The organism is Streptomyces sp. 3214.6 (assembly GCF_900129855.1).
Taxonomy (GTDB): domain Bacteria; phylum Actinomycetota; class Actinomycetes; order Streptomycetales; family Streptomycetaceae; genus Streptomyces; species Streptomyces soliscabiei.
In genome coordinates this window covers 1,473,560-1,487,429 of the sequence record NZ_LT670819.1, presented here as the reverse complement: position 1 = coordinate 1,487,429, position 13,870 = coordinate 1,473,560, and the positions used below count along the sequence as shown (strand labels likewise).

The window sequence follows — 13,870 nt, the reverse complement described above, 5'->3', positions numbered from 1 at the left end:
CATGCCCGCGAAGGGTAAGCACCGCCGTCCCAAGTCCCAGCGCTTCACCCGTTCCATCGCCGTCGCCGGAACCGGCGGCGCCGCGCTCGCCCTTCCGCTCATAGGCGCCACCGGCGCCCACGCCGCCCCCGTCCATTCGGCTTCCCAGTCGGTCGCGCAGACGGTCGCGCAGTCTGTTTCGGAAAAGGCCGTGCAGTCCGTTCCGGTGGCGCAGAAGAAGGCCGCCGCCACGGGCACCCGAACCTACACCGTGCGGTCCGGCGACTACCTCTCGAAGATCGCCGACGAGCAGAACGTCAGCGGCGGCTGGCAGAAGCTGTACCAGGACAACCGTGCGGCCATCGGCGGCGACCCGTCGCTGATCCACCCCGGCCTGAAGCTCTCGATCGGCAAGAAAGCCACGACCGGCGGCACCAAGTCGTCGTCGGGTTCGTCCTCTTCGTCCGCCCCGACGCAGGCGCCCACCCAGGCCGCCGAGAAGACCACCAGCACCTCCAGCGGTTACACCCTGCCCGTGGCCGGCGCGACCATCGGAACCGGTTACCACGTGGCCGGCAGCATGTGGTCCAGCGGCTACCACACCGGCGTCGACTTCGTCGTCCCGACCGGCACCTCCCTCAAGGCCGTGGGCGCGGGCACCGTCGTCTCCGCGGGCTGGGGCGGCGCGTACGGCAACCAGGTCGTCATCAAGCTCGCCGACGGCTACTACGCCCAGTACGGTCACCTCTCGCAGCTCTCCGTCTCGCCCGGCCAGACCGTGACCGAGGGCCAGCAGATCGGCCTGTCCGGTGCGACCGGCAACGTGACCGGCCCGCACCTGCACTTCGAGATCCGTACCACGCCGGACTACGGCTCGGACGTGGACCCGGTCGCCTATCTCCGCTCGCACGGTGTCGTCGTCGGCTGACCCCGCCGACGACCGCACGCCACACGTCTGACCGCGCCTGACCGCGCTTGGCGCGCCACGCGCCTGACACGCCTGACACGCAGCCGAAGGCCGGACCCCGATCCCCGGGTCCGGCCTTCGGTGTGTCCGTGTGCCGGGCCCGCCGACCGGGCCTTGCGTGTTCATGATCGTTTCGTTGCGGTCGTGTGGCAGCCCCTTTCGTCCCCTCGACAGGCGGGTCAGGGTGGGGCCACAGTGATCTCCGTCAGGGAGCAAGCGCTTTCTACCGTTCTTCGGAGGTCCCGTGTCCGGCGCCGACCGACGCACCGTCATCAACCGGTTCCTGAGCACTGCGGCGGCCGTGGCGCTCCTCACCGGCGCCGCACCGTCCGCCGCGGCCGCGTCCGGCGGCACGGACCTCGTCCGTCCCGACGATCGGCGACTCGTCTACGAGGGGCACTGGGGCCGAACCGGCGAGGCCGCGATCACCGTCAACTCCGGTTCTCGGCTGCGGTTCCGATTCGCGGGCGGCGCCGTCCACGCCCTGTTCGACGTCTCGTCGATCACCGTGCCCGCACAGGTGTACGTGTCGGTCGACGGAGGCCCGAAACAGCTGCACGCCATCGACCGCGCCGATCTCGCGATCACGTCGACCGGGCGGGGCCCGCACACGGTGGAGCTGTCCGTGAAGGACGTCCACTCGCGGGCCGGCCGGTGGACGCCCCCGCTGGAGACCGGGGTCGTCCTGACCGGACTCAAGGGCCGTCTCCTCGGACAACCTCCCGTCACGGCACGTGAGTTGGCTTTCTATGGCGACTCCATCACCCAGGGTGTGATGGCGCTCTGCGAGGTCAACACCTCCGACTGTGCCGACGGGACGGCCGCGTACCCGACCCTCGTCGCCGACGCCCTGCATGCCTCGCTCACCCAGGTCGGGTTCGGGCGGCAGGGTGTGCTCCAGACCGGGAACGGGGGAGTGCCGACCGCCGGTGACGCGTACGGCTGGAACTTCGCGGGCTCCCCGGCGCGCCCGGACCGCGACGCCGACGTGATCGTCGTCAACCAGGGCACCAACGACGCCGCCTACGGCTCGACCGAGTTCCGTGCCGCCTACCGCGCCTACCTGGAGCGCTTGCGGTCGGCCGCCCCGCACGCCCGCATCTTCGCCCTGCGTCCCTTCGACGGGTCGCACGCCGCCGACATCGCCGCGGTGGTCGCCGAACTCGCCGATTCCCGCACGGAGTTCGTCGACACGACCGGCTGGCTCTCGGCGGCGGACGGCGACTTCCACGGTGCCGTCCACCCGAGCGCCCAAGGCCACCGCAAGGCGGCCGACCGCCTCGTCGCCCTCATCGGGAACCTCGCGCAGGGTCGCCAGTGAACGCCACCCGCCGCCGAAGAGCCGCCGCCGTCACCCTCACCCACCCCGCCCACTGAAGGAGCCGCTTCCCGTGTCGACCACGCGCAGAGCATTCGGAGCCCTCGCCGCCGGCGCCGCCCTGGCCGCCCTCGCCCCCGCGGGCGCCGCGAGCGCCTCACCGGGCCACCGCCGGCTGATCGCCCACGACGACTTCCGCCACGGTCTGCGCAAGTGGGCCGTGGAACAGGAGAAGGGCGGGACCGTCACCGCCTCCCGCGGCGCCCTGGAGGTCGATGTACCCGCCGGGGCCACGATCTGGTTCAGGCGGCCGCTCGAAGGACCGTACGTCCTCGAATACGTCGCCACGCCCGTCTCCGCGGGTGGGGTCAACGACCGTGTGTCCGACCTCAACAACTTCTGGAACGCCGTCGACGTCCGTTCCCCGGACGACCTCTTCGCCACCCCGCGCGGCGGAGCCCTGGCCGAGTACGACTACCTCAAGACGTACTACGCCGGTTACGGCGCCAACACCAACACCACCACCCGACTGCGCCGCTACGTCGGCGAGGCCGGGGTGCGCCCGCTGATCTACGACTACACCGAGCCGCTGCTCGTGGCGAACGAGCCGAACCATGTGCGCATCGTCTCCGACGGCTCGGCCGTGCGCTGGTGGAACAACGGGCGGCTCGTCTTCGACTACACCGACCCGGAGCCGTACACCGCAGGGCACTTCGCGTTCCGGACCACGTGGAGCCACTTCCGCATCAACGACTTCCGGGTGTGGTCCCTTATTCCCTGATTGGCCAACTCTTTAGCAGTGGCTTATATCACCGACCGTCAACCCCTTCCTACGGTCGCGTAAGTCACATTCGAAGGTGAATCATGAACTGCTGTGGCAGACGATTCGAAGAATGACAACAGATCAGTGATCGGGTCGTACGTGGCGGTGGGGGACAGCTTCACCGAGGGCGTCGGCGACCCCGGCCCCGACGGGGCGTTCGTCGGCTGGGCCGACCGGTTCGCGGTGCTTCTCGCGGACCTGCGGCCCGAAGGCGATTTCAACTACACCAACCTCGCGGTCCGCGGAAAGCTGCTCGACCAGATCGTGGAGGACCAACTCCCCAGGGCGGTGCGGCTCGCCCCGGACCTGGTCTCCTTCTGTGCGGGCGGCAACGACATCCTTCGTCCCGGCACCGACCCGGACGAGGTCGCAGAGCGCTTCGAGCGCGCGATCGCGTCCCTGACCGCCGCAGCCGGCACGGTCATGGTGACCACCGGCTTCGACACCCGTGGCGTTCCTGTGCTCAAGCACCTGCGCGGCAAGATCGCCACCTACAACGGGCATGTCCGTGCCGTCGCCGACCGGTACGGCTGCCCGGTGCTCGACCTGTGGTCCCTGAAGTCCGTGCAGGACCGCAGGGCCTGGGACGGCGACCGGCTCCACCTCTCCCCGGAGGGGCACACGCGCGTGGCGCTGCGCGCGGGGCAGGCCCTCGGCCTCCAGGTACCGGCCGACCCGGAACAGGCCTGGCCGCCGCTCCCGCCGCGCGGCACCCTCGACGTACGGCGCGACGACGTCCACTGGGCGCGCGAGTATCTGGTGCCCTGGATCGGGCGCCGGCTGCGCGGGGAGTCCTCCGGTGACCACGTGACCGCCAAGGGCACGCTGTCGCCGGACGACATCAGGATGCGGATCGCGGCCGTGGCCTGAGCGGGCCCGAGGGGCCCGAGGGGGCCTGAGCGGGTGCCCGCCAGGGGCCGGCTCCACCAGTGAGGTGAGCGCACGGGAGTGGTGCGCGGGCAGCGGCAGGTACGGGTGCTGGGATGACCGCACCCGTACCTGCCCCCGCCCGACACCTCCAAGGACCGGTCCCGCATGCCCCTTGCCCGTACGCCCCTCGCCGCGGCTCTCGTCTCCCTGCTCGCCCTGGGCATCCCGGCACTCGCCGCGCCCACGGCCACCGCGGCCGGCCGGCTCGCACCGGCCGTCCGGCTCGCACCCGCCAGCCCGGCCACCGTCACGGTGAGCGGGGAGGGCAGCGCGAGCGCGGCGCCCGACCTCGCGGTCGTCGGCGCCGGCGTCGAGGCCTCCGCGAAGACCTCGCAGGCGGCGCTGGACACCCAGAACAAGGCGGCCGCCGCGCTGCTGGCCGCCGTCCGCGCCCAGGGCGTCGCCGACCGGGACATCCGCACGCAGAGCGTCTCCCTCAACCCCGTCTACGACTACACGGGCAGCACCGCGCGCCTGAAGGGCTACCAGGCCGCGCAGTCCTTCTCGGTGAAGGTGCGCCAGGTGGCGAGGACCGGCGCGGTCCTACAGGCCATCACCGACGCCGCCGGTGACGCGGCCCGCATCAACTCCGTGGCCTTCGACCTCTCCGACCCCGCCCCGCTGCGGGCCCGCGCCCGCGAGGCCGCGCACGACGACGCCCACGCCAAGGCCGAGCAGTACGCCCGCCTCAGCGGCCGCCGGCTCGGCCGCCTCGTCTCATTCAGCGAGGACGCCTCCACCTCCCCGCACCCCGTCCCCTCGTCCGCCGAAACCCCCGGCATCAGCGCCGTGCCGGTAGCCCCCGGCGAGATCCGTGCGACGGCGACGGTGACGGCGGTGTACGAACTGGACTGAGCCGGGCCGGTCCCGCTCGCCATGCCTCGTGCCTCGGCATCGACGCCCTGCCCGGCGCGCCCGGTGACATCCGGGTGACGGTGACCGCGGTGAACGAGCCGGGCCGAGCGGGTCGGCTCGGTGGTCAGGCCGTGGGCCGGAGGCTCAGGGGTTCTGGGTGCTCAATGTTTCTGGGGGCAGGCCGAGTTCCCGGGTCAGGGCCTCGTCGACCCATTCCTGTGCGCGGGTCCGGGACACCGCGCCCGCGTAGGACGTCAGCTGTACGGCCAGCCCGTCCATCAGGGCCGTCAGTCGCAGCGCCGTGCCCGCCGGGTCCGGGCAGCGGAACTCGCCCGCTGCCACGCCCTCCGCGATCACCTCGGCGAGCGCGGCCTTCCACTCCTTGTCCAGGTCCCGGGCGACCTCCCGCAGCGCGGGCTCGCGCAGCGACACCGCCCACCCCTCGATCCACAGCCGCCAGCCCTTGGCCTGCCCCGTGGGCGCGTACCAGCGCACGGCCGACCGCAGTCGGCGCAGCGCCGTGGTGCGCCGGCCCACCAGCTTGCGCAGCCGCGCCAGATCGTCCTCGGCCGCGTAGGCGAACGCGTCGGCGACCAGCTTCTCCTTCGTCGAGAAGTGGTAGAGCACCAGCGCGTTGCTCACCCCGAGGGCCGCGGCGACGTCGGCGATCCTGACCGCCGCCACGCCCCGCGCCCCGATCTGTTCGATGGCGGCCCGCAGCAGTTCCTCCCGCCGCTCGGCCACACTCAACCGGACCCTCGCCACGCCGTCACCCTAATCCGTCGGCGCGCACCTCGCCGGTGCGTGCGCGTTCGGCGCCGGCCGGTGGTGGCCGAACCGTTCCGCGATCACTGGCAGCCGCCGGGCGGCGATCGTGTGCGCGGCGGCCCGGGGCGTCGTCCCGTCGGTCTCCGCGCGGGCCAGCACCAGCTCCACCAGGGCACGCATCGAACGGCGCGTGTACGCGAAGGCCTCCTCGGCGTCCGCGCCTATGTCGCCGAACAGCGTCCACCACCACCAGGCGTTCGTCCCCGAGTTGACGACGACGTCGGGCAGCACGATCACCCCGCGCGCGTGCAGCAGCTTCTCCGCCTCGGGGAGGACGGGCATGTTGGCCGCCTCGGCGATCCACCGCGCGCCGATGAACTCCTGCTCCTCGACCCCGATCGCGTACGACACGGCGGCCGGCACGAGCACCTCCGCGTCCACCGACAGCCAGGCGTCGCCCGGCAGCTCACGGTCCCCGGGGCGCAGTACGGCACGGTCCACGGCGCCGTGCGCGTCCCGCGCGGCCAGCAGCGCCTCCACGTCCAGACCGGCCGGGTTGGCGATCGTGCCCTTGATGTCGGCGACGGCCACGACCGTCAGCCCCGCGCGCGTGAGGAACCGCGCCGTGGCCCCGCCCATCGTGCCCAGCCCCTGCAGGGCGACCCGCGTCCCGGCGTACGCCTCCCCGGCCCGGTCCAGGGCGGTCAGCACGGACTCGGCGACCCCCAGACCGCCGACCAGCTCGTCCAGGCCGATGCCGTCCACCTCGACGGCGAAGGCGGCCGCGAGCCGCGCGCGGGCGGCCGCCTCGTCGTCGAGGAGCGGGTAGACCGCCTGCACGGACGAGACGAGACCCGCCTCGGCCGCGGCCCGGTCCACCAGGTCCTGGGTCAGGCCCAGATCCTCGCCGGTGGTCCAGCAGCTCTCCACGTACGGCCGCACCGCGCGCAGGTACCGCACCAGCAGCCCGTACGCCTGCGGATCCCGGGGATCGCAGTCGATGCCTCCCTTGGCGCCGCCCAGCGGGACGTAGCGGGCCTCGGGGTCGTAGTGCAGGGCCTCCTTGAGGCTCATGCCGTGGGCGAGCCCGGCCACCTCCTGAAGGGAGCAGCCCGGCCGCATCCGCAGCCCGCCGCTGCACACACCGCGCACGAGCCGGTCGACGACCAGGAAGCCTTGGCGGCCGGTGACGTGGTCGGTCCAGGTGAGCGACAGGAAGGGGGTGGTCATACGGGCTCCTCGACCGGCGGAAGCGGTGTTCGGGAAACGGCTGGTACTGAACAGTGGGTCAGTATCGAAAGGTCGGCCGCGCTGTGTCAAAGCGGGCTCGCGGGCCGAGGGTGACCAGGACGAACCCGTGTTGTCGGAGGGGGCGCCCATAATGGAATGCCTCAGCGACTCCACCTGGAGGTACCGTGTCCGGTTTCCGTTCCATGAGCTTCGGGCTCCGCGCTCCGCAGCCCGAGGCCTTCGGCGCGGACCCAAGCGGTGAGCGCATGGCGCGCATCCGCAGATCGCCCCACTTCAAGGACGGGGTGTTCCAGAACCCCGGCGGCCCGGCGCGGATCCGCCCCTCGGGCGGCGGGATGATCGACTTCGCCAAGAACTTCCTGGACAAGGAGCAGCGTTCCCGCCGTGCGCCCACGGGGAGGATCCCGGTGCACGCCACCACCCTCGCCGACCTCGCCGCGCCGCCCGCCACGGGCCTGCGCCTGACGTGGGTGGGGCATGCCGGGGTGCTCGCGGAGATCGACGGGCAGCGCGTCCTGTTCGACCCGGTCTGGGGCATGCGCTGCTCCCCGTTCCCCTTCGCGGGACCCAAGCGGCTGCATCCGGTGCCGCTCCCGCTGGCCGCTCTGGGCCCGGTGGACGTCGTCGTCATCTCGCACGACCACTACGACCACCTGGACATGCCCACGATCAAGGCGCTGGCCGACACGGACACCGTGTTCGCCGTGCCGCTCGGCGTGGGCGCCCACCTCGAACACTGGGGCGTCTCCGCCGACCGGCTGCGCGAGTTGGACTGGCACGAGGCGACGAAGGTCGGCGGCCTCACCCTGACCGCCACCCCCGCCCGCCACTTCTGCGGCCGCGGCCTGCGCAACACCCAGCACACCCTGTGGGCCTCCTGGGTCGTCGCCGGTGAGGAGCACCGGATCTACCACAGCGGCGACACCGGCTACTTCGAGGGCTTCAAGGACATCGGCGCCGACCACGGCCCGTTCGACGCGACGATGATCCAGATCGGCGCGTACTCGGACTTCTGGCCCGACGACAACCCCGACACCGAGCCGCTCCCGGGCGGCTGGCCGGACATTCACATGAATCCCGCTCAGGGCGTCCAGACCCACCTCGACCTGCAAGGAGGCGAGGCGGGCGGGGTTCTGCTCCCGATCCACTGGGGTTCGTTCAACCTGTCGCTCCACCCGTGGGCGGAGCCCGGCGAGTGGACGCTGGCCGCCGCGAAGGCCGTCGGCCAGACGGTCGCCCTGCCCGTCCCTGGCCTGCCGTTCGAGCCCGCGGGCGACGTTCCCACGCATCCCTGGTGGCGGGATGTCTCGGCGCCCCTCAACCGTCGCTGGCCCGTCCCGGTACTCGCGCTGAAGACGACCCGCGAAGACCTCGATCTGGTGGGCGAGGGCTGATCGCGGATCGGCGCGGGAACGAATCGAACGACGGCACCCCCGCCCCCGGCGCGCCGTGCGCACGGAGCCGTGCCGCGTGAGCCGTGCCGCCGCCCATGACGTATGCCGTGCCTCAGCGAGAGGAGCCGGACAGGTCCTCGTGCGCCATCGGCGCCGAGGTCAGCGTCCGCTCGACTGCCGCGAGCACTTCGGACGTCGCCTCCGCGGCCGCCGGCACGACGTCGGCCATGAGGAGATATCCGTGCACCAGGCCCGGCGCCGGAACGTGATGCACAGAAACGCCGGCGGCGGTCAAACGGGCCGCCAGTTCGACGCCCTCGTCATGCAGCGCGTCGAATTCGGCGGTGCCGATCACCGTCGGCGCCAGCCCGCGATGGTCGGCGTTGAGCAGATCGATCGCCGGGTCCGCGAGGTGCCTTGGATCCGGCACGTACTGCTCGTAGTACCAGCGCAGATCATCGGCTTCCGCCAGGTATCCCGTTCCGTAGGCGCGCATTGAATCCGACTTCATGTCCGGATCGGCCGGTGGATAGACCATCAACTGCGCGGCGAACCTGATCCCGTCGTGGTCGCGGTGGTGCATCGCGATGGCCAGCGCCAGCGCTCCCCCTGCGCTGTCGCCGCCGATGACGTGGTCGCGCCCGGGATGGGCGGCGGCCGCCCATTCGGATGCGGCGATCCCGTCCTGGAGCGGGCCGGGATACGGGTGTTCGGGCGCGCGGCGGTAGTCGACGGAGACGACGACCGCTCCGAGAGCGGCGGCGATGCGACGGCACACCGCATCGTGGGTGTCGACATCGCCGGTCATCCAGCCCCCGCCGTGCAGATACGTCACGAGCCGGCCCCGGTCGGCCACCGGCAGATACGTCCGGACGCCGAACCTGCCGCCGTGGCCGTCGATCAGCTGATCCGTCACCGCGCCGACCGGCTGCGGCGCGGTGCGGCCCCGCGAGCGGGCGGCGCCGTCGGCGTAGCGGCGGCGTACCGCCTCCACGGTGAGCGTGCGCGCCGGTGCGGGCCGATCGGCGGCCTGCCATTTGATCAGGGCACGGATGAAACGGTCCAAGGGCACGAGACTCTCCTCGGGTTACACCTGCGGAGGATTCGGCGGTGCGACCCCGCGCGGCCGGTCTTCTCCAGCGCCGACCGGACGACGCTCGGCAGCGCGTCCTTGCACCGCTTCCGTACCGAATTCACCCACCACTTCCATGAACATTTCATCGGAATATAGCCCACGCTGTGAGCGCCCGTCCCGGGCATTCGTATGTGAATTTCTCACGACTTGACGTTGATACCGCACGGTCCTCGAAAGCTTCGGACGGCCAATGCGGCGGCCGGCTTCCTGAGGTGTACCGAGGTCAGTCGGCGCTGCGGGCGAGGAGTCCGTCGACGACGGCTTCGAGCCCCCGGCGGTGCTGGTCCACCGTGGTCAACTCCTCCCATCGGCCGCCCAGTCGGGCGAGCTGTGGGAACGCCCCCGCCTCCAGCGCGGCCATGGCCCGCTCGCGCCGGGGCGGGTTCCTGGCCTCGCTCTGCGCGCGCTCGCGGTTGAAGCGCACGATCAACTCACCGATCGTGTAATGCCAGATGACGTGGTAGGCGTACACGGCCTCTTCCTGCGTCAGTCCGCAGCCGATCGCGGCATCGATCATGCTCTCCACGATCCACAGCGCGGAGACGCTCACGAAGGTGTCGGAGGCGAGCACTTCGATGATCCAGGGGCAGTCCGCGAGGATGTCATGGAGCACCTGGGCGCACTCGAGGAGACGCAGCCGTGGATCCTCGGGCAGTTCGGGCCGCGGGAAGCTCTCGGCGTGCGCGTCGAGCAGGAGCATCAGCAGCTCGTCCTTGTCCCGCACATGGTGGTAGAGGGCCATGGCCGTGCTGGACATCTCCTTGGCCAGGCGGCGCATGGTGAGGTGCTGGGCCCCCTCCTCACGGACGATCTGCTGCGCGGCGACGAGGATCGACTCCCGTGACAGGCGGGCCCGTTCGGGTGTGCTGCGTTGGTGGTTCCGGGACTGCATGGATCCAGCTTTCTCTGTTCTTGGCCCGACCGAGGCATGTGCACGACGGCGGCGCGGGCCCGACCGAGGGCGCACCAGTGCCGGAAAGCGGTGTCTGCCGGGGTGCGCGGCGAGACCGTAGTCTCGCAGAGCCCTCAGGTGTACCGCCGATGCCGTAACCGCTGTCCTCGCGACCGGTCGAGGGGGTCGTCGGGCTCTCGACGGGTGGCGGAGCCGAGACGCATCGGCGGTGGGGCCGAGCCCGACGGGTGGTGGCCCCGAGAGAGGCCTTTCACGAGCCATGGCGTCGCACGGCACATGCCGGAGGCACAGGGGCGCCGAAAACGGGTCGGGGGTGACAATCAACCACGCCCCCGCTACTGTGACCTTACGCGTACACCTAAGAGTGAAATATGCGGGGGAAACGTGGCCAGCCAATCTCTGACGGATGGTTTACTCGGCAACTTCGACGTGCTGACGGCGATGCGTGAACATCCGGTCAAATCGGCGGCATGTGAGAGTGTGCCCGGCCGCCGCTGTCCCCGCGAACGGTGTTGATCCGGCCAAACTCCCCGGCTGATCCGACGTCGACTCCGACGAATGATCAGGCCGCCTCCGTCGCATAGCAAGTGTCGCATTCATGCGCATTCGTGAGGCTTCGATTCCGGCCGCGGCGGTTCACGGTGCCGAGGGGCCGCAGCGTGGGTTCCCGCAGGTGGTGGCGGTTTCCTGTCACTCTGGCCTGAATCTTTCGACGCGTCCCCTTCTCGGTTTGCCTGCTCATTCACTGGTTCCTGGCCTGTGCCGCTGTCGCAACCTCGCGACGCAACGGCGCGTCCTCTTTCCTCTGTTCGCGGATCATGAAATAAGGTCCGCTCATAAGGGACGCCTTGTTCTGAATGCGCCCCACGGGTGAAGGTCCTCGGCGCGACTGCCTGTACTCAAAGGAGAGACATGGAAAGCCGTTACCGCACGGCCGTCGCGGAGACGCGACGAAAGCCTCTCGCTACCACAACCGGAATCATCACCTCCGACATTTTTATCGCGCATGTGGCATACAACGAACCCGATGGCCGGTCCATATCCGGCGGAATAGCCGCCCTGTCCGTCCCCCCGCGCTGACGGCGCGGGAGCCGACACGGACCACGGACGGAACACCACTTCAGGAGGCGAATGATCCATGGCCACCACGGCAGCACAGCTGCGCATACAGCTCTTGGGGCCGGTGCGTGCCTGGCGGCACGGGGTGGAGGTGGCGCTGGGCCCGCCCAAACAGCGGGCCGTCCTGGGCCTGCTCGCGAGCCGCGCCAACGACGTCGTGTGCGTCGAGAACATCGTGGACGCCCTGTGGGGCGGCGATGTGCCGCAGACGGCCGCCAACGGCGTCCACACCTATGTGGGCGGCCTGCGCCGGGCGCTGGAGCCCGGGCGCGACAGGAGAGCGGCCGGGGCGGTGCTCACCTCCGAGTCCGGCGGCTACTGCCTGCGGTTGGACCCCTCGGACGTGGATGCCACTCTCTTCGTCCGCAGTCATAGTGACGCGCGTAGGTCACGGGGCGAGGGCAACGCCGACGCGACCCTGCGCCGGTACGAACAGGCCCTGTCGCTCTGGCACGGCGAGGCGTACTCCGGAGTCCCCGGCCCCTTCGCCTCGATGGAGCGCACCCGGCTGCGGGACCTGCGGCTGACGGCCGTGGAGGAATGGGCCGCCGACATGCTGGCGGCCGGACGGCACGCCGAGATGGTCACCGACCTTACGGGCGCGGTGTCCGAGGAGCCACTGCGGGAGAAGCTGCGCTGGCTGCTGATCCTGGCGCTGTACCGCAGCGGACGACAGGCCCACGCCCTGCGGGTGTACGAGGAGACCCGCCAGCTGCTGAGCAGCGAGTTGGGCATCGAGCCCGGCGCCGACCTGCGCAACCTCCACCAGCAGATCCTGTCCGGGCATCCGGAACTGCGTTCCCCCGGCCCGGACGCCCAACCCGTGCTGCCCGCCGTTCGCGAAACCGCCTTCCGCGGAACCCCCAAGCCGGTGCAACTCCCACCCCTGGCCCGCGGGTTCGTCGGACGCACCAGGGAACTGGCGCAGTTGGCAGCGGTGTTGGACGACGAGAGCTCACGGCACGGCGCGACGACTCCGGTGGCGGTGGTCGACGGCCCGGCCGGTGTGGGCAAGTCGGCGTTCGTGCTGGAGCTGACGCATCGGCTCATCGACCGCTTCCCCGACGGCCAGTTGTACGTCGATCTGCACGGCACCGGACTGCAGGGCCGCCCGGTGAGCGCGGCGGACGCGCTGGGCCAGCTCCTGGGCAGTCTGGGAGTCGACGCCTCGCGGATCCCTCCGGGACTGGCAGCCCGCGCCACTCTCTACCGGAGCCTGCTGCACGGTCAGCGGATGCTGGTCGTGCTCGACGACGCGCTCAGCGCCGACCAGCTGCGGCCGCTCATCCCCCGGGGCTCGTCCTGCGTCCTGGCGACCAGCCGGCAGCGCTTCGGCGGGCTCGCGGCCCGGGACGGTGCTCACCTGTTCACCATCGCCCCGCTGGCCGACGAGGAGTCGGCGCGTCTCCTCGCCGGTCTCAGCGGGGGACGGCTCGAGGGACAGGAAGCGGCCACCGCACGCCTGGTGGCGCTGTGCGGGGGACTGCCGCTCGCGCTGCGCATTGTCGCCGACGGGCTGGCGGCCAACCCCGGCGTGCCGCTGACCGCGCTCGTCGAGCAGTACGCGGCCGAACCCGGCCGGCTCGACCGACTCGCCGTGAAGGACGACGCGGCGGCCAGCATGCGCAGCGTCTTCGAGGCGTCGTACCAGGCGTTACCCGCGGACGCGGCGCGGATGTTCCGTCATCTGGGCCTGTACAGCGGTCCGTTCACGGTGCAGATCGCCGCGACGCTCGCCGAGACGGACCGCGAGACCGCCCGCCGACTGCTTTCGCTGCTTACCGCCAACCACCTGCTGAAGGAGGAACCCGGCCACCAGTACCGCTTCCACAGCCTCATCGCCGTCTATGCCGCCGAGTGCGCGGAGCGCGAGCCGCTGGCCCGCCGCCAGGAGGCCCTGACCCGGCTCGTCCAACTGGGCTCACCCGTTGCGCAGCCACGGTCCTCGGCCCGGGCCGGTGACTGGCAGGGCGCCCGCGCCGTCTCGTTCTGAGCAGACCGACCGGGCCCGATCAGGCCTTCGTGTCGCCCGACGCCCGACGCCCGACGCCCGGCGCCCGACGCCCGACGTGCGACGTGCGACGCCCGACGGTGCCCGGCGATCAGCGACCTCGGGACGATGGCGCGCCGCCGTGGCCTGTGCCAGCAGTCCGTCGACGAAGGCCCGCAGCCCCTGCGGATAGTCGTCCCGCGAGTCCGGCGTCGGCCACCGGTCGCCGAGTGCGGCCAGGCGCGGCACCTGCGAGGCGTTGAGGATGCCGGACAAGGCGTCACGGTCGGCGGGACGTTCGCTGCCCGCCCGCCGAGGGGCGGAGTGGGCGCGGACGAGGATCTCGCCGACCGTGTAGTGAGGACCTCGGCGGCCCACGGCCGGTCCGCGAGGGCGTCATGGACCGCGGTGAGCGCCGCGACGATCCG

11 protein-coding genes are annotated in these 13,870 nt (G+C 71.4%); 7 read left to right on the top strand and 4 right to left on the bottom strand.

The annotated features are described in order from the left end of the window. The first annotated feature begins 1 nt into the window (after position 1). The 5 genes from B5557_RS06660 to B5557_RS06640 all read left to right on the top strand — a co-directional run bounded on the left by B5557_RS06660 (position 2) and on the right by B5557_RS06640 (position 4,872). Entirely contained in the window at positions 2–907 is a 906-nt protein-coding gene (locus B5557_RS06660; RefSeq protein ID WP_079658244.1) for a M23 family metallopeptidase, read from the top strand. 283 nt (positions 908–1,190) lie between these two features. Beyond that, a complete protein-coding gene (locus B5557_RS06655; RefSeq protein WP_079658243.1) occupies positions 1,191–2,267 on the top strand; it encodes a GDSL-type esterase/lipase family protein in 1,077 nt (358 codons plus the stop codon). 70 nt (positions 2,268–2,337) lie between these two features. Then, positions 2,338–3,045 (top strand): DUF6250 domain-containing protein, encoded by a 708-nt coding sequence (locus B5557_RS06650; RefSeq protein ID WP_079658242.1) that lies wholly within the window; start codon positions 2,338–2,340, stop codon positions 3,043–3,045. Between the two features lie 126 nt (positions 3,046–3,171). Next, a complete protein-coding gene (locus tag B5557_RS06645) occupies positions 3,172–3,957 on the top strand; it encodes an SGNH/GDSL hydrolase family protein (RefSeq protein WP_079658241.1) in 786 nt (261 codons plus the stop codon). A gap of 165 nt (positions 3,958–4,122) precedes the next feature. Continuing rightward, positions 4,123–4,872, top strand: coding sequence for an SIMPL domain-containing protein (locus B5557_RS06640; RefSeq protein ID WP_079658240.1), 750 nt, complete (start codon positions 4,123–4,125; stop codon positions 4,870–4,872). A gap of 144 nt (positions 4,873–5,016) precedes the next feature. Here the strand turns inward: B5557_RS06640 and B5557_RS06635 are convergent, their stop codons facing one another. Beyond that, positions 5,017–5,637 (bottom strand): TetR/AcrR family transcriptional regulator, encoded by a 621-nt coding sequence (locus B5557_RS06635; RefSeq protein WP_079658239.1) that lies wholly within the window; start codon positions 5,635–5,637, stop codon positions 5,017–5,019. 9 nt (positions 5,638–5,646) lie between these two features. Next, positions 5,647–6,870 (bottom strand): glutamate dehydrogenase, encoded by a 1,224-nt coding sequence (locus B5557_RS06630; RefSeq protein WP_079658238.1) that lies wholly within the window; start codon positions 6,868–6,870, stop codon positions 5,647–5,649. Positions 6,871–7,055: 185 nt separating this feature from the next. Between B5557_RS06630 and B5557_RS06625 the strand changes: the two genes are divergently transcribed. Continuing rightward, positions 7,056–8,285: an MBL fold metallo-hydrolase gene (locus tag B5557_RS06625; protein WP_079658237.1), complete on the top strand. Its 1,230-nt coding sequence runs from the start codon at positions 7,056–7,058 to the stop codon at positions 8,283–8,285. 112 nt (positions 8,286–8,397) lie between these two features. Here the strand turns inward: B5557_RS06625 and B5557_RS06620 are convergent, their stop codons facing one another. After that, positions 8,398–9,357 (bottom strand): alpha/beta hydrolase, encoded by a 960-nt coding sequence (locus tag B5557_RS06620; protein WP_079658236.1) that lies wholly within the window; start codon positions 9,355–9,357, stop codon positions 8,398–8,400. Positions 9,358–9,643: 286 nt separating this feature from the next. Continuing rightward, on the bottom strand, positions 9,644–10,312 hold the full coding sequence (locus tag B5557_RS06615) for a TetR/AcrR family transcriptional regulator (protein WP_079658235.1): 669 nt from the start codon (positions 10,310–10,312) through the stop codon (positions 9,644–9,646). A 1,159-nt stretch (positions 10,313–11,471) separates the two neighbouring features. On the opposite strand from B5557_RS06615, the gene B5557_RS06610 reads away from it, so the two are divergent. Further along, positions 11,472–13,445 (top strand): AfsR/SARP family transcriptional regulator, encoded by a 1,974-nt coding sequence (locus B5557_RS06610; RefSeq protein WP_079658234.1) that lies wholly within the window; start codon positions 11,472–11,474, stop codon positions 13,443–13,445. The last annotated feature ends 425 nt before the right edge of the window (positions 13,446–13,870 follow it).